At 65.7% G+C, this 23102-nt stretch carries 24 protein-coding genes and 1 pseudogene; 10 read left to right on the top strand and 15 right to left on the bottom strand.

Translation table 11 applies throughout. The features are described from left to right. Positions 1-175: 175 nt before the first annotated feature. From adk to JANGC3_RS0113010, 6 genes are all read right to left on the bottom strand, one after another. Positions 176-832: an adenylate kinase gene (gene adk, locus JANGC3_RS0112985; RefSeq protein WP_026132925.1), complete on the bottom strand. Its 657-nt coding sequence runs from the start codon at positions 830-832 to the stop codon at positions 176-178. A gap of 212 nt (positions 833-1044) precedes the next feature. After that, positions 1045-1797 carry a 3-deoxy-manno-octulosonate cytidylyltransferase gene (kdsB, locus tag JANGC3_RS0112990; RefSeq protein ID WP_017876924.1) on the bottom strand — a complete coding sequence of 251 codons (753 nt, stop codon included), beginning with the start codon at positions 1795-1797 and terminating at the stop codon, positions 1045-1047. 13 nt (positions 1798-1810) lie between these two features. Further along, on the bottom strand, positions 1811-1987 hold the full coding sequence (locus JANGC3_RS31570) for a Trm112 family protein (protein ID WP_017876925.1): 177 nt from the start codon (positions 1985-1987) through the stop codon (positions 1811-1813). Then, positions 1968-3050, bottom strand: coding sequence for a tetraacyldisaccharide 4'-kinase (gene lpxK, locus JANGC3_RS0113000; protein ID WP_017876926.1), 1083 nt, complete (start codon positions 3048-3050; stop codon positions 1968-1970). The genes JANGC3_RS31570 and lpxK overlap by 20 nt, the downstream gene beginning before the upstream one ends. 73 nt (positions 3051-3123) lie before the next feature. Continuing rightward, positions 3124-3567, bottom strand: coding sequence for an ExbD/TolR family protein (locus tag JANGC3_RS0113005; RefSeq protein ID WP_017876927.1), 444 nt, complete (start codon positions 3565-3567; stop codon positions 3124-3126). Beyond that, positions 3564-4169, bottom strand: a complete 606-nt coding sequence (locus tag JANGC3_RS0113010) for a MotA/TolQ/ExbB proton channel family protein (protein ID WP_026132926.1) — start codon at positions 4167-4169, stop codon at positions 3564-3566. Before JANGC3_RS0113010 ends, JANGC3_RS0113005 begins: the two co-directional genes overlap by 4 nt. Positions 4170-5884: 1715 nt before the next feature. Between JANGC3_RS0113010 and xseA the strand changes: the two genes are divergently transcribed. The 3 genes from xseA to mgrA all read left to right on the top strand — a co-directional run bounded on the left by xseA (position 5885) and on the right by mgrA (position 9331). Beyond that, the gene (gene xseA, locus JANGC3_RS0113015) at positions 5885-7246 is read left to right on the top strand and encodes an exodeoxyribonuclease VII large subunit (RefSeq protein WP_017876929.1); all 1362 of its coding nucleotides are present in this window, start codon (positions 5885-5887) and stop codon (positions 7244-7246) included. A 391-nt stretch (positions 7247-7637) separates the two neighbouring features. Next, positions 7638-8216, top strand: a complete 579-nt coding sequence (locus tag JANGC3_RS0113020; protein WP_026132927.1) for a superoxide dismutase — start codon at positions 7638-7640, stop codon at positions 8214-8216. A gap of 74 nt (positions 8217-8290) precedes the next feature. Further along, positions 8291-9331 carry an L-glyceraldehyde 3-phosphate reductase gene (gene mgrA / locus JANGC3_RS0113025; protein ID WP_026132928.1) on the top strand — a complete coding sequence of 347 codons (1041 nt, stop codon included), beginning with the start codon at positions 8291-8293 and terminating at the stop codon, positions 9329-9331. Positions 9332-9341: 10 nt separating this feature from the next. Here mgrA and JANGC3_RS0113030 read toward each other — a convergent pair whose 3' ends face one another. The 4 genes and pseudogenes from JANGC3_RS0113030 to JANGC3_RS29240 form a co-directional block, all read right to left on the bottom strand. Next, entirely contained in the window at positions 9342-9827 is a 486-nt protein-coding gene (locus tag JANGC3_RS0113030) for a DUF2244 domain-containing protein (RefSeq protein ID WP_017876932.1), read from the bottom strand. Between the two features lie 93 nt (positions 9828-9920). Next, positions 9921-10217 (bottom strand): annotated as a pseudogene (locus tag JANGC3_RS0113035) (cbb3-type cytochrome c oxidase subunit I); the annotation flags it as partial. 134 nt (positions 10218-10351) lie between these two features. Further along, positions 10352-10654, bottom strand: a complete 303-nt coding sequence (locus JANGC3_RS0113040; protein WP_017876934.1) for a hypothetical protein — start codon at positions 10652-10654, stop codon at positions 10352-10354. 109 nt (positions 10655-10763) lie between these two features. Further along, positions 10764-11006 carry a hypothetical protein gene (locus tag JANGC3_RS29240; RefSeq protein ID WP_017876935.1) on the bottom strand — a complete coding sequence of 81 codons (243 nt, stop codon included), beginning with the start codon at positions 11004-11006 and terminating at the stop codon, positions 10764-10766. A gap of 226 nt (positions 11007-11232) precedes the next feature. Here JANGC3_RS29240 and JANGC3_RS33270 point away from each other — a divergent pair, with 226 nt between their 5' ends. The 6 genes from JANGC3_RS33270 to JANGC3_RS0113075 all read left to right on the top strand — a co-directional run bounded on the left by JANGC3_RS33270 (position 11233) and on the right by JANGC3_RS0113075 (position 17014). Beyond that, a complete protein-coding gene (locus tag JANGC3_RS33270; RefSeq protein WP_017876936.1) occupies positions 11233-11652 on the top strand; it encodes a DUF4148 domain-containing protein in 420 nt (139 codons plus the stop codon). A gap of 63 nt (positions 11653-11715) precedes the next feature. After that, positions 11716-13149 (top strand): efflux transporter outer membrane subunit, encoded by a 1434-nt coding sequence (locus tag JANGC3_RS0113055; RefSeq protein ID WP_017876937.1) that lies wholly within the window; start codon positions 11716-11718, stop codon positions 13147-13149. Between the two features lie 55 nt (positions 13150-13204). After that, the gene (locus JANGC3_RS0113060) at positions 13205-13702 is read left to right on the top strand and encodes a MarR family winged helix-turn-helix transcriptional regulator (RefSeq protein WP_035788645.1); all 498 of its coding nucleotides are present in this window, start codon (positions 13205-13207) and stop codon (positions 13700-13702) included. 65 nt (positions 13703-13767) lie between these two features. Next, positions 13768-15894 (top strand): FUSC family protein, encoded by a 2127-nt coding sequence (locus tag JANGC3_RS0113065; RefSeq protein ID WP_051068298.1) that lies wholly within the window; start codon positions 13768-13770, stop codon positions 15892-15894. Further along, positions 15884-16084: a DUF1656 domain-containing protein gene (locus tag JANGC3_RS0113070; protein ID WP_017876940.1), complete on the top strand. Its 201-nt coding sequence runs from the start codon at positions 15884-15886 to the stop codon at positions 16082-16084. The genes JANGC3_RS0113065 and JANGC3_RS0113070 overlap by 11 nt, the downstream gene beginning before the upstream one ends. Before the next feature lie 30 nt (positions 16085-16114). Next, positions 16115-17014: an efflux RND transporter periplasmic adaptor subunit gene (locus JANGC3_RS0113075; RefSeq protein WP_017876941.1), complete on the top strand. Its 900-nt coding sequence runs from the start codon at positions 16115-16117 to the stop codon at positions 17012-17014. 4 nt (positions 17015-17018) lie between these two features. On the opposite strand, the gene JANGC3_RS34115 is transcribed toward JANGC3_RS0113075, so the two are convergent. The 3 genes from JANGC3_RS34115 to JANGC3_RS0113090 form a co-directional block, all read right to left on the bottom strand. Further along, the gene (locus JANGC3_RS34115) at positions 17019-18692 is read right to left on the bottom strand and encodes a methyl-accepting chemotaxis protein (protein ID WP_017876942.1); all 1674 of its coding nucleotides are present in this window, start codon (positions 18690-18692) and stop codon (positions 17019-17021) included. A 220-nt stretch (positions 18693-18912) separates the two neighbouring features. Continuing rightward, on the bottom strand, positions 18913-19137 hold the full coding sequence (locus JANGC3_RS0113085; protein ID WP_035787670.1) for a hypothetical protein: 225 nt from the start codon (positions 19135-19137) through the stop codon (positions 18913-18915). 15 nt (positions 19138-19152) lie between these two features. Then, positions 19153-19848, bottom strand: a complete 696-nt coding sequence (locus JANGC3_RS0113090) for a thiol:disulfide interchange protein DsbA/DsbL (RefSeq protein ID WP_026132929.1) — start codon at positions 19846-19848, stop codon at positions 19153-19155. Between the two features lie 199 nt (positions 19849-20047). Between JANGC3_RS0113090 and JANGC3_RS0113095 the strand changes: the two genes are divergently transcribed. Beyond that, entirely contained in the window at positions 20048-20914 is an 867-nt protein-coding gene (locus JANGC3_RS0113095) for a DODA-type extradiol aromatic ring-opening family dioxygenase (RefSeq protein WP_017876945.1), read from the top strand. A 116-nt stretch (positions 20915-21030) separates the two neighbouring features. Here JANGC3_RS0113095 and ylqF read toward each other — a convergent pair whose 3' ends face one another. Beyond that, positions 21031-21978, bottom strand: a complete 948-nt coding sequence (gene ylqF, locus JANGC3_RS0113100; RefSeq protein ID WP_081611852.1) for a ribosome biogenesis GTPase YlqF — start codon at positions 21976-21978, stop codon at positions 21031-21033. 143 nt (positions 21979-22121) lie between these two features. Continuing rightward, positions 22122-23051 (bottom strand): histone deacetylase family protein, encoded by a 930-nt coding sequence (locus tag JANGC3_RS0113105; protein ID WP_017876947.1) that lies wholly within the window; start codon positions 23049-23051, stop codon positions 22122-22124. Positions 23052-23102: the final 51 nt, after the last annotated feature.

Here is a 23102-nt window from a genome sequence, read left to right on the forward strand (position 1 = left end):
CGTGTCGTAGGTCGGATTAGCCGCACGCGTAATCCGACCATGTTGGCCGAAGCAAGTCGTGCTGCTCCAGGCCAACGTTGTCGGGTTACGCCGTTCCGGCTAACCCGACCTGCGATAATCGCGCTAACTCATTGGGCGCAAAAAAGCGGACACTCGGTCCGCTCTCGTTTGAAGCTTATTCGGCCAGCGCGGCAAACGCACTGTCGCGGATTTGTTCGACCGGACCGACGCCGGAGATGCGGCGGTATTTCGGCGCGCCCGGGGTGCCGGACTTGGCCCAGTCGTTGTAATAGCCGAGCAGCACTTCGGTCTGGTTGTGGAACACTTCCAGGCGTTTCTTGACCGTTTCAGCCTTGTCGTCGTCGCGCTGGATCAGCGCCTCGCCGGTGACGTCGTCGACGCCCTCCACTTTTGGCGGATTGAACTTGACGTGGTAGGTGCGGCCCGAAGCCGGGTGGGTGCGGCGCCCGTCCATGCGCTCGACGATCGACTCGTCGGGCACGGCGATTTCCAGCACGTAGTCGACGTCGATGCCGGAATCCTTCATCGCGTCGGCTTGCGCGACGGTGCGCGGGAAGCCGTCGAACAGATAGCCGTTCTGGCAATCGCTGTCTTGCAGGCGGTCTTTCACGAGGCCGATCATGATGTCGTCCGACACCAGTCCGCCCGCATCCATGATCTTCTTGGCGGCGATACCCAGTTCCGTGCCCGCCTTGATGGCCGCGCGCAACATGTCGCCGGTGGAGATTTGCGGGATGTTGTATTTTTCTTTGATGAAAGTAGCTTGGGTACCCTTGCCGGCACCGGGTGCTCCTAAAAGAATAAGACGCATGAAAAATTCCTAAAAACAGATATGGATATGGTGGAGGTTGAAAATTGCGAAGACGATGCTGGTCTGACTATGTTCCTACGAAACTTACCACAAAAGTCGCGTAGAACGCCACCTTGTGGACGATTTGCCATGGTCAGATTGATCAAACGCAGCCATTAACGTCTTTTCCGGCGCACAACAGCGGTATTTGCTGCGTTTGCACAAAACGCCCGTCAAGCGGCGAAATGCAGCCGCACCCGCGCCAGGTCTTCCGGCGTGTCGACGCCGGCCGCCGGCGCCGACGCCGTCACGTGCACGGCGATCGGATAACCGTGCCACAGCACGCGCAACTGTTCCAGCGCCTCGACCGCCTCCAGCGGCGCCACCTCCAGCTGCGGGTAGGCTTGCAGGAAGGCGTTGCTGTAGGCGTACAGCCCGATGTGGCGCAGCGCCGCGTAGCCGTCGGGCAGCGCGGCCCTCGAGCGGGCGAAGCCGTCGCGGTGCCACGGCATCGCCGCGCGCGAAAACATCAGCGCGCGCCCGGCCTTGTCGAGCACCACCTTGACGACGTTCGGGTTGAACACGTCGGCGGCCTGGTGCAGCGGATGGGCGCAGGTGGCCATCGGCACCGTCGCGCTGATCAGCGCGGCGGTGGCGGCCAGCAGCGCCGGGTCGATCAGCGGCTCGTCGCCCTGCAGGTTGACCACCACCGCGTCGGGCGGCAGTTGCAGCGCGCGCGCCACCTCGGCGATGCGGTCGGTGCCGGACGGATGGTCGGCGCGCGTCATGCACACCTCGACGCCGTGCGCCGCGCAGGCGGCGCGGATGTCCTCGTGGTCGGTGGCGACGATGACGCGGGCGGCGCCGGCGGCGCCGGCGCGCTCGGCCACGCGCACCACCATCGGCTTGCCGCCGAGGTCGGCCAGCGGCTTGTTCGGCAGGCGGGTCGAGGCCAGGCGGGCCGGGATGATGACGATGAAAGCCATGTCGCCGCCGCGCTTATTCGAGCGCGTCTTGCAGCGTGCGGGCCTGGTCGGCCCACATGATCGGAATGCCGTCGCGGATCGGATAGGCAAGCCGGTCGGCGCGGCAGATCAGCTCCTGGGCCTTCTTGTCGTGTTCGAGCGGGCCCTTGCATACAGGGCAGACCAGGATATCAAGCAGTCGAGTGTCCACGACATTTCTCCACAATGTGTTGGGCCAGGGCGGCGTCGATGCGCGCCGTGACCGGGACGACCCACAGTCTCGGGTCGTCTTTGAGATGTTCAATTTGCGCACATTTTACTGCATCCTTCTCCGTGATCAAGATCAGATCGGCGTCGACGGCGTCGAAGGGCCGGTCGAGGAAGTCATGGTGATCCGGCAAGGGCAGCCGGGCGAAGCGCAAGCCCTTGGCTTCGAGCATGCTGAAAAAGCGCTCGGGATGGCCGATTCCGGCGGCGGCGGCAATGCGCCGCCCTTCACCGGCCAGCAGCGTCAACGGCAAGCGCTCGGCGCGGTTGACCAGGCGTTCGGCATAGTCGCCGCCCAGGTGCATTTGGACCGCCGCCGCCTGCGCCCCGCCCACGGCCGCGCGCAAGGCGGCCGGCAGTTGCGCCGCGTTGACCACGGTGAAGTCGCGCCGGCGCGTGGCCGGCTCGCGCAGCGGGCCGGCCGGCAGCAGCCAGCCGTTACCGACGCCGCGGCCGTCGAACAAGACGATTTCCACATCGCGCTGCAAGGCGTAATGCTGCAGGCCGTCGTCGGTGATCAACACGTCGACCTCGGGGTGGGCCGCCAGCAGCGCCCTGCCCGCCGCCGCGCGGTCGCGCCCGACCACCACCGGGCAGCGGCCGTGCCCGGCGATTAGCAGCGGCTCGTCGCCGACGTCGCGCGCGCGCGACTCGGCCGTCACTAGACGCGGCAGGCTGTCCTTGCCGCCGTGCCCGCGCGACACCACGCCCGGCGTCATGCCCTGCTCGCGCAGCGCCTGCACCAGCCAAATCGTCAGCGGCGTCTTGCCGGTGCCGCCGATGAAAATATTGCCGACCACCACCACCGGCACCGGCAGCCGCGTCGACTTCAGCCTGCCGCTGCGGTACAGCGCGGCGCGGCCGGCGCTGAGCGCGCCGAACAACAGCGACAGCGGCCACAGCGCGCAGGCCAGCGGGCCGCGGCGCAGCCAGGCGCGGCTCAGCGTCGCCTCCAGGCTGGACGGCTGCGGCGGGACGGGGGAAACGAGCGGGTCGGAAATGGACATGCGATGGCGAATGGGAACGGGCGCGCGGCTTGGCGCGCCCCGGGTTGGATGACAGGCTGGCTTGGCGCCCGGCTTACTTCTTGCCGCCGGCTTGCGCCGCGAACGTCAGCTTCTCGTAGCCGGCCAGGCGCGCGGCCTCCATCACGTTGATGACCATCTGGTGCATCGCGAACTGGTCGGCGTTGACCACCACCACCGGCGTCTGCGCCGGCGGCTGGCCCTTGTTGGCCTCCAGCGCGGCCTCGCGCAGGGAGTCGGCCAGGCCGGCGACGTCGCGGAACGACACCGCCACGTTGTTGACCGTGTAATTGCCCTTGGCGTCGACCGTCACGTTGATCTCGCCCGGCTTCTCGAGCGCCTTGTTGGCGTCGGCCGTCGGCAAGGTAATCTGCAGCTCGGTGAATTTGCTATAGGTGGTCGTGACCATCAAAAAGATCAGGATTACCAACAGCACGTCGATAAAGGGGATCAGATTGATTTCGGGGTCCTCGCGCCCCTTTCCTTTACGAAAATTCATTTGCGCGCGCTGTGGACGACATCGACGAACTTGACCGCCTGCTGCTCCATCTCGATGACGAAGCCGTCGACCAGGGCGCGGAAATGGCGGTAAAACACCAGCGTCGGCATGGCGATCGCCAAGCCGAAGCCGGTGTTGTACAGGGCCACCGAAATACCGTGCGCCAACTGGGTTGGATTCGCCCCGGTGGCGTTTTGCGAGCCGAAAATCTCGATCATGCCGACCACCGTGCCGAACAGGCCCATCAGCGGCGCCAGCGAGGCGATCGTACCCAGTGTGGTGAGGAAACGTTCGAGCGTGTGGGCGATGCCGTTGCCGGCCTCCTCGATCGACTCCTTCATCACCTCGCGCGGCGAATCGACGTTGCGCAGCGCCGCGGCGAGCACCGCGCCGAGCGGGGAATTCTGTTCCAACTTTTCAATCGTATCGGCGGTAATGGTGCCGCCGCGATACACCTTGACCACTTCATCAAGCAGCTTGCGCGGCAAAATTTTACTCCGGCGCAAATACAGCAAGCGCTCCACAATCAACGCCACGGCAACGATAGAGGCAATCAACAACGGCCAGATAGGCCAGCCAGCAGCTTGAAAAATAGCGAACAAAACGAACTCCTGAATAAATGAAGGCCGCAAAAAACCGCGAAGTCGGCGCGGCCGAAGCGAAACGCCTATTGTACGCACAGGCAAGCCGAATGGCGCAATGTAACGCGTTGCACCGGCGCCGGCAAGGTCAGACGGCAACGCGTTACCTTAGCGGGCCGGCGCGGGTCGGACGCCCAAGTGCGCGCCGTTGCTTGTGCCAAATTTTCAGTGCCAGCTCCCCCAACAGTTCTGCACATCTTCTGTGGATAAGATTGTTAGCAAGCGAATTAACAATAGCCAACACCATTGATTTAAAAGGACATTTTCCCTCTGAGTAAAAAAACAGCAGATGCCAGGACAGCCGCCCAAAAGTGCCAATGTCAGGCTAACGGCGCGTGCAAACAGACTAAACAGTTCACTTACGCGACTTCTGCACATCTTCTGTGGATAAGATTGTTGGCAAGCCACCCCAACAGCATTTAAGGCTTTGATTTACATCAATATTCTTACGATGCGTAAAAATATGGCACGGTCGCTCGCATGCCCTCCAGATTACTTTCTTGCACAGCAAATAGGCGCGGCGAAGGGGGTGCCGAGAGGAACGGCGGATCATTCAAGGCCCCGGCAACCCATTTAGCTAAACAGTTTCCACTCAGCAAAGAGCACAAGCTTGCTGTTGTACCCAAATAAGCTACGTCGAGCCAAAAATGTCCAGCCGGGCGGGCGCATGAGTTCTACACCTTTTCTGTGGACAAGATTGTTAGCAAGCCCATTGACTCGCCTTAAGTGCCTTGATTTATAAGGATTTTTTCCGTGTGCGTAAAAATCTCGCAGATCTTCAAATAGAGGCATTTTGCACCAATAACTGTTGTCCCCATGGCATGCTCCCAGGAGGAAAATGCGCAATTCCCGTCGGCTGCACTATCCGGCAACAGTTCCTCACATCTTTTGTGGATAAGATTGTTAGCAAGGTATTTGACACTCATCAAGTCCTTTGATTTTAAAGGACATTTTCTTTCTGCACAAAAATATGGCAGGTGGATAACATTGGCTGACACCTTGCCGGTGGAAGCGGGGCTTCAGCCCAGGCATGACCGCACGCCGCGCCGCGCGCCCACTTCTGCACAAGTTCTGTGGATAAGATTGTTAGCAAGGTAGTTGACACTGCTCAACCCCGTTGATATCAAAGGGTTTTTTTTCCTTGCGTAAAAAATCGGCATATGGAACAAAACCGTCACGTTAGCGGGGACTGGACAGTTAAACGAGGCAACAGCGTTCTTTTTAATTGTTTTTCAAGCAGCGTTCCGCTCATCCGCAGGGTGCCAAGCGAATTCTGCACACCTTCTGTGGATAAGATTGTTAGCAAGGATCGATACAATCACCTAAGTAATTGATTTTGAACGTCCTTTTTATTCTGCGCAAAAATGCGGCAGGGACATTCCCATACCGCCAGGCACGCTGCAAACACGGCGGCAAACCAGCTTGCCACAGGATAAAATAGCGCTGCGGCGCCGCGATAGTTCCTCACATAATCTGTGGATAACTTTGTGCGTAAGTACCCGCCACAACCGTGATGTGCTTGATATATAAGGACTTTTTCATCTTGCCGTCAAATAAGGCAGAGAATTTTTCATATAATAATCATGTACTTACAAATTAAACTTGTCGTTTCACATGAAATATGACATAAGCATGACCTTCCGAAAAATATGTGGACAGTTCTTCTTTAAGCGCCCATGAATACCGACAATTCCCCCGACAGCAGCTTCTCCCCACCGCCGGCAATCACCGTCACGGCCCTGAACCAGGCGGTCGCGCGGCTGCTGGAACGCTCGTTTCCGCTGACCTGGATCGCCGGCGAGATTTCCAACTTCACCCGCGCCAGTTCCGGCCATTGGTACTTTACGCTCAAGGACGACGCCGCCCAGGTGCGCGCGGTGATGTTCCGCGGCCGCTCGCAGTTCGCCGGCTTCACGCCGCGCGAAGGCGACAAGGTCGAGGTACGCGCGCTGGTGACGCTGTACGGCGCCCGCGGCGACTACCAGATCAACGTGGAAGCGATCCGCCGCGCCGGCGTCGGCGCGCTGTATGAAGCCTTCCTGCGCCTGAAGGAAAAACTCAACGCCCAGGGCCTGTTCGACCCCGAGCGCAAACGCGGCATTCCGATGTTCGCCAAGACCATCGGCATCGTCACCAGCCCGCAGGCGGCGGCGCTGCGCGATATCCTGACGGCGTTGAAGCGGCGCGCGCCGCATGTCCACATTATTTTGTACCCGACCCCGGTGCAGGGCCAGCTGGCGCCCGAAAAAATCGCCCAGGCGATCCACACCGCCTCGCGCCGCGCCGAATGCGACGTGCTGCTAGTGTGCCGCGGCGGCGGCAGCATTGAAGACCTGTGGTCGTTCAACGACGAGGGCGTGGCGCACGCCATCGCGGCCTGCTCGATGCCGGTGATCTGCGGCGTCGGCCACGAAACCGACTTCACCATCGCCGACTTCGCCGCCGACCTGCGCGCGGCCACGCCGACGGCGGCGGCGGAACTGGCGGTGACGCCGCGCGCCGACTGGATGGCTTCGCTCAAGGCCGACGCCACCGACCTGCGCCGCGCCATGCGCCGCGGCGTCGACGAGGCGGCGCAAACGCTGGACAACTACAGCCGCCGGTTGCTGAACCCGTCGGCGCAGATCGACCAGCAACGCCTGAAGCTGCTGGCGCTGGCGACGGCGATGACGCACGCCACGCGCGCGCCGCTGAACCAGTCGCGCTTCGCGCTGGACCGTCTGGGCGCGCGCTGGTCCGGCTACCGGCCCGACGTGACGGCGCTGCGCGCCACGCTGCAAAGCTACCGCCACCGCGGCGAGATCGGCATGGCCAACCGGCTGGCGCAGCGGCGCCACGCGCTGGGCGGCCTGGCGGCGCAGCTGGAACTGTTGAATCCGCAGCGCACGCTGGAGCGCGGCTACGCTATTTTGACGGACGAAAAAGGCCTGATTTTGCGCTCGCCGTCGCAGCTGAAGGCGCGCCAGAACATCGGCGTGCGGCTGGCCGAGGGCAGCGCCGAAATCGGCATCGCCAGCGTGCAGGCAAGCCTCGAATAAGTTGGGGTAAACGCGAAACATCCCGCCCCCCCCCCCGCTACGGTCAGGAACGCCGGGCACCATGGCCATGGCGCTCGCAGTCACATCACGATCAGAACTTGACCGAAACCCGGACACCGGCGGTGCGCGGAGCATTGTAGAAGGCGCCGTAAATCGATTGCGTCGCCAGCCGCTGTACGACATCGGCGCATCGCCACCAATGCGCTGTTGCGCCTGATTAACGGCGAGCGTGCCCGCCGGCTGCGCTGAGGCCGCGCCGCGCCGGTTCAGTGCCGCGCCACCTATCACGACGCCGGTATGCAGCGTTCGCGCATCCGCTTTACAATGGTGGTCGTTTCAGCAAAAAATACCTTGCATACTAGTTTGCACACTCAACCACAAAGGGACACACATGGAACATACTCTGCCACCACTGCCGTATGAAATGGACGCTCTGGCGCCGCACATCTCGAAAGAGACGCTGGAATATCACTACGCCAAGCATCACCAAACATATGTCACCAACCTGAACAACCTGATCAAGGGCACCGAGTTCGAGAACCTGTCCCTGGAAGAGATCGTCAAGAAATCGTCCGGCGGCATCTTCAACAACGCGGCCCAGGTGTGGAACCACACCTTCTACTGGAACGGCATGAAGCCTAACGGCGGCGGCGCTCCTACCGGCGCGGTGGCCGACGCGATCAACGCGAAATTCACGTCGTTCGAAAAATTCAAGGAAGAATTCACCAAATCCTGCCTGGGCAACTTCGGTTCCGGCTGGACCTGGCTGGTGCAAAAGGCCGACGGCTCGGTCGAGATCGTCAACACCTCGAACGCAGGCTGCCCTTTGACCGCCGGCGACAAGCCGCTGCTGACCTGCGACGTGTGGGAACACGCTTACTACATCGACTACCGCAACCTGCGCGCCAAGTATGTGGAAACATTCTTTGGCCTGGTTAACTGGGAATTCGTTGCCAAAAACTTCGCTTAATCGCGCCAGTTTTCCGGCAACATGAAAAAATCCGCCGCGGCGGATTTTTTTTCAAGCGCACGCAAGGAGCCGCCATGACTTACCACGCATCGGAATCCCGTTACGAGACTATGCAATACCGCACGTGCGGACGCAGCGGCCTGAAGCTGCCGCTGCTGTCGCTGGGCCTGTGGCACAACTTCGGCGACAGCAACCACCTGGCCTCGCAGCGCGACATGCTGCGCACCGCCTTCGACCTGGGCATCACGCATTTCGACCTGGCCAACAATTACGGCCCGCCGTACGGCAGCGCCGAAACCAATTTCGGCCACCTGTTCAAGGAAGACTTCCTGCCCTACCGCGACGAGCTGATCATTTCGACCAAGGCCGGCTGGGACATGTGGCCCGGCCCCTACGGCCAGGGCGGCGGCTCGCGCAAGTACGTGCTGGCCAGCCTGGACCAGAGTTTGAAGCGCATGGGCCTCGATTACGTCGACATTTTCTATTCGCACCGCTTCGACCCGGACACGCCGCTGGAGGAAACCATGGGCGCGCTGGCCACCGCCGTGCAGCAGGGCAAGGCGCTATATGTCGGCGTGTCCTCGTACTCGCCGGAGAAAACGGCCGAGGCGGCGCTGTTGCTCAAGGAGTGGAAGGTGCCCTGCCTGATCCACCAGCCGTCCTACAATATGCTCAACCGCTGGATCGAGGACGACGGACTGCTCGACACGCTGGAGCGGCAAGGCATGGGTTGCATCACCTTCACCGCGCTGGCGCAGGGCTTGCTGAGCGATAAGTACCTGAACGGCGTGCCGCAGGACGCGCGCATCAACCGTCCCGGCGGCGGCTCGCTGCTGCGGGAGCATCTGAGCGCGGACAACCTGGCCCGCGTGCGCGCGTTGAACGAGATCGCCAAGGCGCGCGGCCAGACGCTGGCGCAGATGGCGCTGGCCTGGGTGTTGCGCGACCCGCGCGTGACCTCGACCCTGATCGGCGCCAGCAGCAGCGCGCAGATCCGCGAGAACGTGGCGGCGCTGCGGCAACTGACGTTCACGGCGCAGGAGTTGCGCGCCATCGACGACAAGGCCACGAATGGCGATATCAACCTGTGGGAAGAATCGTCGCGGTCGGCTTGAACCCCGCCGGCTAAACCGGGCCGCGGAAATCCATGCGCGGACCCGGCAACAACTGGCTCAGCTCCCGCGCCACCCGGCGCCGCTGCGCCGCCGTGGCGAAGCGCCCGACTTCGACCGCGACGCCCCGCGCCTCCAGCCGGATCAGGCCGCCGCCGCGCAGCGGCGGCAGGCCGATACGGGTCGAGTAAGGGTCGAGCCGGGTCTGCCGCAGCCGCCCGGCGCGCATCTGCCCGACCAGCAGGCAGCCTTCGGCCAGCGCGATGTGCTCGTAGTCGGCCGCGTGGCGCGCGTAATAGCGCATGGCCAGCGCGACGGCGCCCAACTCCAGCGTTGAAAACAGCGGCACCCACCACAGGCCGAACCAGGCAAACGCGCCGGCGACGCAGAACGACGGCAGGAACAATACGCCGTAGGCCAGCGCCAGTTGGCGCGGGGCCAGCGAAAAATGCCGCCTGAGCAGCCATTCATGGTTATTGTTCGATACGTCGCGCGGCATGCACGCCTCCCCCGGATGGTGGCGAACCAATCGCCGTGCCCTTTATTTCACGATCGGCACGACCGCCAGGATCAAGCCGGAAAAGCCGCCTATCGCGAAGCCGACGAAGGCCGGCACGATGGCGCCGAAAATCATGATCAGGCCGTGCATCGTCACGAACTGGTTGTATAGCTGGGGATAGGAGAACTGCAGCCCCGGCTGGAACAGTTCGGCGCGGATCGGCAAGGCCAGCACCCCGCCGACGATGAACATGATCAGGGAACACCACAGGTGCAGCGTGCCGATATCCTTGTGGTTGGTCGCATACAGCCAACGGCGCCAACCGGCAGGGTGGCCGTGCTGGCGATGGTCGTGGTGTTCGCGAACCAAATCGGCGCCTGTATTGTCCATTCCCTCTCCCGAAATCGGTCTTGGCGACCGAGCGATGGAGGTTTGACTATAGCGCCGCCGGGACCGCGGCACGCACCGAACGGTGCGCGCTTTGACGCCGATCAATCGGGGGCCGCGGCCGCCTGGCGCCGCAATTACGGCCGCAGGTGCGTGGCGGCGTAATAGACGTGCTGCCACCAGTGGTCGCGGGTGCTGACCATGGCCAGGCACTTGCGGTCTATTTCGGCCGCAAACACCGGGTCTTGGCACGCCTTCGTCATCAGGGCGTTGCGCTGGTTTTCCGCGTTGCTCAGTGAAATCAGCAACCAGGCAAGCAGCCCCAGCGCCACGCTCAGCAAGGTCCAGCCGAAGTAATTGGTGGTATCGACTTCCTCGACGTAATCCGGCGGCAGCGAGTCGCGGTACATTGCCATGACGCCTTCTTCTTTTTCCTTCATATTGCGCTTGCCTTCGATTGGTGTGCAGGCTTGATTGCCTTGTACGCCTATTTTACCCGTGGCGCTCCATGTCGCCGCGTTAATCGGGCAGTTGCCGCGCTGGTTCAAGCTATCGCACGCCGGGACGATGGCCGGCACGGCGCCCTTCGCTGTCGTCCGGTTCGGGCGGGATAGTTTCAATGTGGTCGACGTCGATGTCGGCGCCGTCCGCCGCCGCGTCGCGGCCGGCGGCGGCGCACTCGCCGGTACCGCCGGAATCGGTGTCGCTATCGAGGTCGGCGTCGCCAACATCGGGACCGGCCGTTCCGCCCGCCATGCCCTCGTCGGTGTCGACCTTGGTTCCCGCCGCCAAGCCGGTCCGACGCCGTTGCGCCAGACCGGGCGCGCGCCTGTGCCGTGCCCGCGCCCGAGTACCCGGTCCGGCCAGAGGGTCTTCGGGTTCCGCCCATCAGCGTCCCTGCGGCAGCGCCTTTCATCTCCGTCAATCGAACTCGTCGATAAATTACTTCACAAATGTACTATTCATTGCTATAGTGTACCCAGATAAACAAATTTCTTACCCTTTCTGGAGAATTACCATGAACGCAAAACAATTGATCGCCGCCCTGCTGACCCTCGCCGCCACCGGCGCCGCCTTCGCCCAGGCGCCCGCGCCAAGCGCCGGCGTGACCCGCGCCGAAGTGAGCGCCGAATTCATCCGCGCCCGTGACGCCGGTGAACTCTCGACCAGCGAGGTCGACTATCCCAAAATGCCGGACAGCGCCAGCACCCTGAGCCGCGCCGAAGTCACCGCCGAATACGTGCGCGCCCGCGCCGCCGGCGAAATCTCGACCAACGACACCGACTACCCGCGCACGCCGGCCTTCGTCAGCACGCTCACCCGCGCGCAGGTCATCGCCGAACTGGTGGAAGCGCGCAAGAACGGTGAAATGCCGACGTCGGAAGTCTACTTCGATGTGGCGCACGCCACCCGGAACGCGTCGCCTTCGACGCACTAAGTGCCGCAACAAGTTCGCTAAGCCAGCCCGCCAACCAAGAGCATCGAAACGAGCGCCACGCCCATGCCATCCGTCCCGCCCCTGTTACGCACCCTGAGCGCCGCCAGCCTACTGCTGGCCCTGAGCGCCTGCGCCGGCATGGGCCGGATGACACCGCGTGCGCCGCTGCTCGACGCCAACACCTTGGACGCCGGCGCGGCCGTCGCCACCGCCCAGGGCGCAATCGAGTGGCCCAGCCAAGCTTGGTGGCAGGACTTGCACGACCCGCAGTTGAACCAATTACTAGCGGTGGCGCTGGCCGACAACCCGACGCTGCACGCGGCGCAAGCGCGGGTGCGCCAGGCGCGCGCGCTGGCCGGCCTGGCCGACGACCATACCGGGCCGAAGGCGGACGCCAGCGTAGCGCTGAACCGCGAACGGTATTCCGAGCACGGCAGCGCGCCGGCTCCGCTCGCCGGCAACTACGCCTGGCGCAACCAGGCCACGCTGTCGCTGTCCTACGACCTGGATGTGTGGGGCCGCAACCGCCAGGCTTTGGCGGCCGCGCTCGACGAGGTGCAACTGGCGGCGGCGGAGTCGCAGATGGCGCGCCTGGCACTGCAAACGGCCGTGGCCGGCAACTACGTCCAGCTATCGTTCGAGTTCGAACGCCAGGATTTCATCCGCGCCGCCCTGGCGCGGCGCGAGCGCATCCTGGATATCGCGCGCCGGCGCCGCCAGGCCGGCCTGGGCACCGAGGTCGACGTCGCGCAAATCGAGGCCACCCTGCCGGCCGGCCGGCGCGAGCTGGAACAGGCGGCGCACACTATCGCGCTGCTGCGCAACCAGTTGGCGGCGCTGGCCGGCAAGGGCCCGGCCGACGGCGCGGCGCTGCGCCGGCCGGCCTTGCGGCTGGACCGCCCGCCGGCCCTGCCGGGCGCGCTGCCGGCCGAGCTGATCGGACGGCGCCCGGACATCGCCGCGCAGCGCTGGCGGGTGCAGGCGGCGGCCAAGCGGATCGCGGTGGCCAAGGCCGATTTTTACCCCAACCTGAACCTGCTCGCCTTCGCCGGCCTGCAATCGTTCGGCTTCGCCCACTTCCTCGAAGCCGGCGCGGCCACGGGCGGCGTCGCGCCGGCGCTCAGCCTGCCCTTGTTTGCCGGCGCCCGGCTGCGCGCCCAGCTTGGCAACCAGGACGCGCTCTACGACGCCGCCGTCGCCCAATACAACGCCAGCGTGGTGGCGGCGCTGGCCGACGTCGCCAACGCGGTCGCCAAGGCGCAGTCGCTGCAACGGCAGCAACGCCTGGGCGCCGACGCGCTGGCCACGGCCGGCAGGGCCAGCGACTTGGCCGGGAAAGCCTACCGCGCCGGCCTGAGCGACGCGGTCAACCTGCTCAACAGCGAACTGGCGCTGCTCGCCGAACAGCAGCAAACGGCGCAAATCGGCGCGCGCCAACTGGACAGTTATGTCAGCCTGATGGCGGCGCTGGGAGGGGGATTCGGCGCCTTGCCCTAAGCGGCGCAAACGCCACGATATACAATCTAGCCTTTCTTTGTTTGAGGAGTTCGCGATGACCGCTTTTGACGCCACCTACAAGCGGCTGCACAACATCCGCACGCGGATGCCGGAGTTTCCGCTCGAACTGGTGCGCTTGATCCGCATGACCTACCACATTCAAAAAGGTATCAAGGATCTGACCAACGCGGCCTTGAGGAAATACGACCTGGTCGACGCCAGTTACATGGTGCTGGCGGTGCTGTACGGCACCGACGACGAATCGTCGAACGCCTGCACGCTGGGCATGGCCTGCCACGAAAAGCCGGCCAACCTGACGCGCGTGTGCAACGACCTGGAAGAACGCGGCCTGATCCACCGCGGCGCGCGCCCGGGCGACCGCCGCTCGGTGATGATTACGCTGACCGACAGCGGCCGCGCCCTGGTCGAGGAAATCCTGCCGCAGGTGTGCGGCAAGACCACGCAGACGTACGACGGCTTCACCGCCGAGGAATTGCAACAGCTGGAAAACATGTTTGCGCGCCAGTTGCGCAACCTGAACAACATCACGTAATCCGACCCCGCGGGCACGCCGGCGTAGTCGGGTTGCGCTTTCGCCCACCCGACCCACGGAGTTCCATGCCACCGCTTCCCTCTTCCTTGCCCCCAGTCGCGCGCGGCGCCGGCCGCCTGCTGGCCGGCGCCGCGCGCGACTGGCTGGACAGCGAGGGCGAACGCTGGATGTTCGTCGCCAAGACCATGCTGGCCGCCTTCTCGGCCCTGTGGCTGGCCTACCGCTTCGGCCTCGACTCGCCCAACTCGGCGATGGCCACCGTCTTCATCCTGGCGCTGCCCAGCAGCGGCATGGTGCTGGAAAAAAGCTTCTACCGCCTGCTCGGCACCCTGGTCGGCTGCGCCGGCGCGCTGCTGTTGATCGCCGCGTTCGCGCAGCACAGCGTGGCGCTGTTCCTCGGCCTGGCGCTGTGGGTCGGCCTGTGCACCAGCGGCGCGGCGATGTTCCGCAACGCCCAGTCGTACAGCTTCGTGCTGGCCGGTTACACCGCCTGCATGATCGCCATCCCGGCCATCGCCCAGCCGTCGCAGGTGTTCGCGCTGGCGGTGACGCGGGTGGCCGAAGTCGGCCTGGGTATCATCTGCTCGGCCGTCATCAACGACGCGCTGTTCCCGCGCCACCAGGGCGCCCAGGTAATGCGCACCGTGCAGGCGCGCTACGCCCGCCTGCTGGGCTTCTGCCACGAAGTGCTGGAGCGGCGCCTGGCGCCGGCCGAGGTCGAGCTGACCCACCTGCAGTTCGCCGCCGACATCGCCGCGCTGGAGTCGGGCCGCGCCGCCGCCTTCTTCGAGGCCGGCCGGGGGCGCGCCGACAGCCGCTGGCTGCACGCCTTCAACACCGCCTTCCTGGCCGCGCTGACCACCTTCTACACGCTGCACCGCCTGCTACACCGGCTGCGCCAGCAACCGGGCTCGCCGCTGCTGGCGCTGATCGAACCGCTGCACGCGCCATTGGCCGGCGCGCTGCGCGGCGCCACCACGCTGGCCAGCCTGGACGCGGCGGCGGCGCGGCAGCGCTCGGCGCTGGCGCTGGCGCGCGCGGCGCTGGAACGCGGCCGGCCCGACCGCGCGCAGCGCATCGCCTTCGACACCGCCGCCGAACTGCTGCAACGCTTCGCGCTGAACCTGCGCGCCTTCCAGCAAGTCTACGACGGCCTGAGCGACACCGGCCGCCAGCAGCTCAGCGATCCGCTGGCCTACACGCCGAAGACGCCGCCGGCCATCGTCCTGGCCAGCGGCGCGCGCGCCGCGCTGACGCTGCTGCTGCTGGCGGCCGGCTGGTACTACCTGGCCTGGCCGTACGCCGGCACCACCATGCTAATGGCCACCATCTTCTGCGCGCTGGCCTCGTCGTCGCCGCGCCCGACCATGATGGTGCGGCAAATCCTCACCGGCTTCGTGGTGGCGCTGCCGCTGTCGTTCGCCTGCCTGTTCTTCGTGCTGGTGCGGGCCGACGGCTACCCGATGCTGGTGCTGGCCATGCTGCCGCCGCTAATGCTGGGCAGCTACCTGAGCACCAACCCGAAACAGGCCGGCGTCGGCATCGGCATCAACCTGTTCGTCGCCACCGTGGTCACGCCCGCCAACCTGATGCGGGTGGACGGCGCCGCCTTCCTCAACAACGCGCTGGCGCTGCTGCTCGGCGTGGTGCTGGCCTACCTGATTTTCGCGCTGCTGCTGCCCGAGCACACGATGGGCAACCGGCGCCTCGTCGCCGGCGCGCTGTGGCGCGAAGCGCTGCGCACTTGCGAGGCCGGCCCGCGGCGCCTGAAGCACCGCTTCGACGGCCGCGTGCGCGACCTGCTGAACCAGCTCAACGCGGCCGCCGGCCCGGTCCCGGCCGAAGCCACCCGCGCCGTGCTGCGGCAAGGCCTGACGCTGCTGGAACTGGGCCATTCGGTGATCGAGATGCGCGCGCTGATCGCCTGCTCGCCGGCCAGCCCGGCCAGCGCCGCGCTGCAACACGGCGTCGCGCTGATCGCCGCCTACCTGCGCGCGCCCGAGCCGGCCAGTTGCCGCGCCGCGCTCGACGCGCTGCTGCTGGCCGGCGCGGCGGTGCGCCAGGCCCTGCCCGGCGCCGACGCGCAGCGCGCGGCCCGGCTGCGCACCGCGCTGGCCGACCTGCACTCGATTTACACCTCGCTACTCGACCAACTGCCACAGACCACCGAAGGAGCGCACCATGCCGCGTGAACTGGCCATTTTTGGCGTGCTGATTCCGACCCTGCTGCCGCTGTTCATCGCCGCGATGGCGCTGCAAATGCTGGCCGACTGGGGTCTTGGCAAACTCGGCCTGTACCGCCTGGCGTGGCACCCGTCGCTGGTGCGCCTGTGCCTGTTCGTCTGCATCCTCGGCGCGCTGGTGCTGCCGCTCTACACCTGAACCATGATCCCATCGAAGGAAACCGCCCCCATGCCAAGCAAGCTGCCCAATACCCTGATCCGCTACGCCATCACCCTGCTCTTGCTGGGCGCGGCCCTGTGGAGCGGCGCCGCCATGTGGCAGCGCTATATGGACTCGCCTTGGACCCGCGACGGCCGCGTCAAGGCCGACGTCGTCAACGTCGGCGCCGACGTCGCCGGCAGCGTCACCGAGGTGCTGGTGCGCGACAACCAACTGGTGCGGAAAGGCGCGCCGCTGTTCGTCGTCGACAAGGAACGCTACGTCAGCGCGCTGGCCCAGGCCGACGCCGTGCTGGCGGCGCAGAAAATCGAACAGGGCCGGCGCGGCAAGGAAGCCGGCCGGCGCGCCGGCCTGGACGCCAGCGTGGTCTCGACCGAAAGCCTGGAGACGGCGCAGTCCGCCGCCGCCGGCGCCACGGCGCAATACCAGGCCGCGCTGGCGGCGCGCCAGCTGGCCCGGCTGAACCTGGAACGCACCGTGGTGCGGGCGCCGACAAGCGGCTACGTGACCAATCTGAACGTCCACGCCGGCGACTTCGCCGCCGTCGGCGCGGCCAAGCTGGCGGTGATCGACCGGGCCTCGTTTTACGTCGTCGCCTACTTCGAGGAAACCAAGCTGGCGCGGCTGCGGGCGGGCGACCCGGTGCGGATGGACATGATGAGCGGCGGCGCCATGCGCGGCCACATCGAGAGTATCGCGCACGGCATCACCGACCGCGACGCCGGCACCGGCCACGAGCTGCTGGCCGACGTCAATCCGACCTTCAACTGGGTCCGGCTGGCGCAGCGCGTGCCGGTGCGCATCCAGATCGACCAGCTGGCGCCGGGGCAGACGCTGGTGGCCGGCACCACCTGCACCGTTGTCGTCGGCGCCAGGGCGCCGGCGGTTTCGACCAAATCCAAGGCGTAAAACCTTACTCGTCACCGCCGACGGCCGCGCGCTGCTGGAGCGGGCGCGGCGCCGGGCCCGGCCCGCCGGTGAATTCGCGGGCGGCGCCCTTGGCGCCGGCCGCGCGCGCGCGCGCCGGCGCCGGCGCGGGCGGCCGCGCCAACTTGAACACACCGACCGCCTGCGCCAGCCCGCCGGCCTGTTGCTGCAACGACGCGGCGGCGGCGGCGGCCTGCTCCACCAGCGCCGCGTTCTGCTGCGTCACCGCGTCCATCTCGCTGATGGCCTGGTTGATCTGCTCGATGCCCGACTCCTGCTCGGCGCTGGCGGCACTGATCTCGCCCATGATATCGGTGACGCGCTTGACGCTGGCGACGATCTCGTCCATCGTGCTGCCGGCCTGGTCGACCAGCTTGCTGCCGCTGTCGACCTGCTCGACCGAGTCGCCGATCAGCGCCTTGATCTCCTTGGCGGCGGCGGCCGAGCGCTGCGCCAGGTTGCGCACCTCGGACGCCACCACCGCGAAGCCGCGGCCCTGCTCGCCGGCGCGCGCCGCCTCCACCGCGGCGTTCAGCGCCAGGATATTGGTCTGGAAGGCGATGCCGTCGATGACGCCAATGATGTCGGCGATCTTGCGCGCCGATTCATTGATCGAGCCCATCGTGCGCACCACCTGCGCCACCACGGCGCCGCCCCGCACCGCCACGCCGGAGGCCGACAGCGCCAGCTGGTTGGCGCGCCGCGCGCTGTCGCTGTTCTGCTTGACGGTGGAGGTCAGCTCCTCCATCGACGAGGCGGTCTGCTCGAGCGAACTGGCCTGCTGCTCGGTGCGCGAGGACAGGTCCAGGTTGCCCGCCGCGATTTCGGTCGAGGCGCAGGCGATGGTGTCGGTCGTCAGGCGGATGGCGCCGACGGTGCCGGCCAGATTGTCCTGCATGGCCTGCATCGCGCACAGCAGGCTGCGGCTGTCGCCGGGGCGCAGCGCGATCGGCACGCTCAGATCGCCGCCGGCGATGCGCTGGACGATATGCATCGCGTCCTCCGGCTCGCCGCCCAACTGCCGATAGATATTGCGGATCAACACATAAGCGAGCAAGACCGCCGCCAGCGCGCCCGCCGCAACCGCCGCCAGCATCAGCGCGCGTATCGTCGCGTAGCGCGCCAGCGCCGCGCGGTACTCGCTGCCGGCGACGTCGAGCTGCAACTGGCGCAGCGCGTCGATGCCGCTGCGAACCGGCAACGCCAACTGCTCGAGTTTCTTCTGCGACCGCCTGGCGGCGTCGACATTGGCCGCGCGCAGCGCCGCCACCGCCGGCAACAGCGCCCCGCGCAGCATGACGCCGCGGTCCAGCGCGAACTGGTCGGCCAGGCGCTTTTCCTCGACCGTCAGCGCGGTCGTCCTATACGCGCCCCACGCCTTGCCGATCTCCGCCGCGTTCTTGTCGACCAACTGCGCGCCGCCGTCGATCTTGCCGGCGACCGGGTCGAGCAGCATCTCGGCCAGGGCCAGCCGGTTACTCACCAGTAAGCGGTCGATGCGCGAAATCTGCTCAAGCGCGATGGTGCGGTCCTGGTACACCGTTTCGAGCCCCGCGTTGGCCTTGCCGATGCCATACAAGCCGAGCAGACCGATGCCAACCGACAGCAGAAAAAGCATACCGATCACGGCGCCCAGCCGCGCCTTGAGTGTCATTTTCATGTTTCGCCTTTGGGATAAAACGTGTGGTGAACGACTCGCTTGCAGCGACGCAACTTGTCCACATCGTGGCCCGGCATTGATTTACGGATATGGATCAAGATCAACAAGTGGCCCCGCGCAACGCAACACTCCCCGGGGTTGTAGGGACGATTGGCGGCAAGCGGGCAAAAAAAAAGCCGTCCAACTCGACGTTGGACGGCATGGCGCGGGGCGCCGCGGCTTAGGGCTTGACGTGCGTCAGCGCGTACGTCAGGTGCTGCCACCAGTTCTGCCGCGATTGGATGTTCGCCAGGCATTTGGCGTCGACCTCGCCTTTGAAGACCGGGTCGGCGCAGGCGCGCGTGATCAGCGCGTTACGCTGGTTCTCGGCGTTGATCACGGCCAGCGACAGCCAGACGATCAGGCCCAGCGTCAACGCCAGCAATGTCCATGGAAGCTGTTTCATCGCACGCGCTTCCGCTTATTTCTTCACCGGCTTGGCGGCAACATCGGCGGCGCCCTTGCCGCTTTCCCGCAGCGCCTTCGCTACCAGCGCGTCCAGCACCTGGATCGTCGCTTGCTGCGATTGCGTCTCGGTCTGGCCCGGACGCCCGGCCATCGACGGCGAGGTGACGAAACGGCCGTCGATGACGATGCTCGGCGCGCTGGTCAGTTTGAAGGTGTTGATTTGCGACACGCCGCGCTTCATCTTGGTTTGCACCGCGAAGGAGTTAAAGAATTCGAGGTATTGGGCCTTGTCGACGCCGTTCTGGGCGATGAAGGCGGTCAGCGCCTCGTCCTTGTTCAAGCGGTTGCGCTCGACGTGGATGGCGCGGAAGATCTTGTCGTGCAGCAGCTCAAGCTTGCCCATCGCCTCCAGCGTCACGTAGGCGTGCGCCTGCGGGTCTTGCGGGCCGGAGAACGCCATGTGCACGCGCCGGAAGGCGATCTTGTCGCCCTGTTTTTTGACCCATTCGCTCATCAACGGCTCCAGCGCGTAGCAATGCGGGCAGGAATACATGAAAAACTCGATCACCTCGATTTTTTTGCCGGTGTCCGGGCGGTTCATCGATTCGAGCGTGGTGTAGTCGACGCCGTTTTTCGGCTCGGCCGCGAAAGCGCCGGAGGTGGAGGCCATCAAAGTGACGGCGGCGAGCAAGAGACGCAGAAAACGCATAACAATCCTTCATCGTAAGAGTAGCGAACGGGGCGAGATTACCACTTTTTCCTCCGTCCGTTCGGGGCGGGTGGCGAAAAAAGCCCTCTCCGCGGGCAAATTAAGCCCGCCTTAAGGGCTGCGGGTCCGCTATCGCGCGATTGATAATCGATCAAGCGATGCCTATAGTGGAGACATCGCAGGCTGCGTCCGAGTAGCCATGCCCAACCTGGAGTACGCGATGACCGAAACCCTGCTTGCCACCTATTTCCTGTCCCACGGCGGCGGCCCGTGGCCGTTCATGCTGGACCAGTACGGCGGCCGCTACGACAAGCTGCAGGCGTCGCTGCAAGACATTCCGCGCCAGCTCGGCGCGCCGCCGCGGGCCATCCTGGTCGTCACCGCGCACTGGGAGGGGCCGCAGTTTCTGGTCTCGTCGGGGGCGCAGCCGGGCATGATTTACGACTACTCGGGTTTTCCAGCGCACACCTACGAGGTGCAGTACCCGGCCCCGGGCGAACCGGCGCTGGCGGCGCGCGTCAAGGCCCTGCTCGACGGCGCCGGCCAGCCGGCCAGCCTGGACGACCGGCGCGGCTTCGACCACGGCACCTTCAGCCTGCTGTATCCGATCTATCCGCAGGCCGGGGTGCCGGTGGTGCAGCTTTCGCTCAAGCACCGCTACGACGCGCTGACCCATGTGCGGGCCGGGCGCGCGCTGGCGCCGCTGCGGCGCGAGGGCGTGCTGATCGTCGGCAGCGGCCTGAGTTACCACAACCTGCGCCAGTTCGGCGCCGGCGGCGGCCACGCCTCGCACCAGTTCGACGCCTGGCTGCGCCAAACCATGGCGCTGGCGCCGGCCGAGCGCCTGGCGCAGCTGCTGAATTGGTCGGAGGCGCCGGCGGCGCGACAAGCCCATCCGTACGAAGACCACCTGCTGCCGCTAATGGTGGCGCTGGGCGCGGCCGAGCAGGAGGCTGCCGCCACGGTGTACCACGAGGATGAGTTCTTCGGTGCGCTGGCGGTGTCGAGCTTTCGCTTCGGCCAGGCGGCCGCGCCGGATGAGGCGGATAAGGCGGTGGATGGGTGAGTGCCGCCGAACAGCGTTAAGTTGGCCAGGTTTTGTAGGTCGGATTACGCTACGCGAATCCGACCTACGACACCCCTCTTTGCCGGTGGTTGTTTGAGGCGTCGCCGTCGTTTAGCTCAGGTGCCGCGGCGGCCGCTGGCGGCGGCCTTGGCTTTGGCGGCGGCCGCGGCGGCGGCCTTGGCGGCTTTTTCCGCCATTTCGGCGGCGTGCTCGGCCAGCAGTACGGCGCGCGTCTCCGGCGTCTCCAGCGAGATGCGCCCGAGGATGCCGCTGCGGTAGTCCAGCAGCAGCGTGTGCGAGGCCTTCTCGAAGTCGAAGTCGCCACCCTTCTGGCGGTAGCCGCGGCGCGCCGCGATGCCTTCGACGACGGCGATGGCGTCCAGCTCCTCGGTCTTGAAGCCGTAGCGCGCGGTCAGCAGCGCCGGGTAGCGCTTGAGCAGCTCCTCGGCCAGGAATACCGCCACCTCCTCCTCGATCAGCGCGTTCGAACCGATGGCGTGGCTGGCCGCCAGCATCAGGCCGTCGCTTGGAATGGCGATCTTCGGCCACAGCATGCCGGGCGTGTCGGTCAGGATGGTGTTCTTGTCGAGGTAGAGCTTCTGCTGCATCTTGGTCACGGCCGGCTCGTCGCCGACCTTGGCCACGCGCTTTTTCAGCAGCGCGTTCATCAGCGTCGATTTGCCGACGTTGGGGATGCCCATGATCATGATGCGCAGCGGCTTGGTCGGCACGCCGCGGTGCGGCGCCAGCGACTTGGCCAGATCGGGGATGCGCGCGACCTCGCCCGGCTTCTTGGTCGTCATCGCGTACGCCGTCACGCCTTCCTGCGCGTTGTAATACGCGACCCAGGCGGCGGTGGCGGCCGGATCGGCCAAATCGGTCTTGTTGAGGATTTTCAGGCAGGGCCGCTGGCGGAACAGGCGCAGCTCCTCGACCATCGGGTTGCAGCTGGCCTCGGGCAGCCGGGCATCGACCACTTCAATCACCAGGTCGGTGTTTTCCATCGACTCCGCCGCCTTCTTGCGGGCGGCGTTCATATGTCCGGGGTACCATTGTATCGCCATGCTATTACCTTCAAAATCGTTCGGTCAATCCGCTATTTTACGTGGTTGGCGCGGCCGCGTCCGACTTTCCTGGGCAGCCCGCGGACAAGATTGAGGAAATGCTCATGCGCGCTTGGAATGTCACATGCCCGGCGCCTTGGCAGCTAGTCCAGCTCGGCCAGCGCGCGCACGTGCGCGGCCACGCTGCGCCCCAGCGCCGACAGGTTGTAGCCGCCTTCGAGGCAGCTGACGATGCGGCCCTTGGCGTAGAGCTTGGCCAGCGCCATCATCTGCCGCGTGATCCAGGCGTAGTCGGCCTCGACCAGCCCCATGCCGCCGATGTCGTCCTCGCGGTGGGCGTCGAAGCCGGCCGAGATGAACAGCATCTGCGGCCGGTGCCGGTGCAGCGCCGGCAGCCAGTGCTCCAGCACCAGCTGGCGCACCACGTCGCCCTTCGCGCGCGCCGGCACCGGCACGTTGACGCAGTTGTCGGTGTAGGGCTCGACCGCGCTGAACGGATAGAACGGGTGCTGGAAAAAACTCGTCATCAATACGCGCGGGTCGTTGGCGAACGCCTCGGCGGTGCCGTTGCCGTGGTGGACGTCGAAATCAATGATGGCGACCCGCTCCAGCCCGCGCGCGTCGAGCGCGTGGCGCGCCGCGACCGCGACGTTATTGAACAGGCAAAAACCCATCGGCTCGCAAGGGCGGGCGTGGTGGCCGGGCGGGCGGGTCGCGCAAAACGCGTTGTCGAGTTCGCCGTCGATGACGGCGTCGGTGGCCGCCACCGCCGCGCCGGCCGCGCGCAGCGCCGCGTTCCAGCTGTGCGCGTTGAGCAGGGTGTCGCCGTCGAGCGGGTAGTACGCGCCGGCGGCGGGGACGTTGTCGCGCACCAGCGCGATGGCCTTGCGGCTGTGCACCCGCTCGATGTCGGCCAGCTGCGCCAGCGGCGCCTCGCGGTGCTCCAGCAGGTCGTGGATGTGGGCCAGGATCAGCTGGTCGCTGATGGCCTGCAGGCGCGCGGGCGACTCGGGGTGCCAGTCGCCCATTTCGTGGCGCTGGCAATCGGTATGGCTGTAAATGGCTGTGCTCATGTCTCGTTTTCTGTACCGCTACGATCACGTCAAGATCATTCTTGCCCCCAT

Origin of the sequence: Janthinobacterium sp. CG3 (assembly GCF_000344615.1) — a bacterium.
Lineage (GTDB): Bacteria > Pseudomonadota > Gammaproteobacteria > Burkholderiales > Burkholderiaceae_D > Janthinobacterium.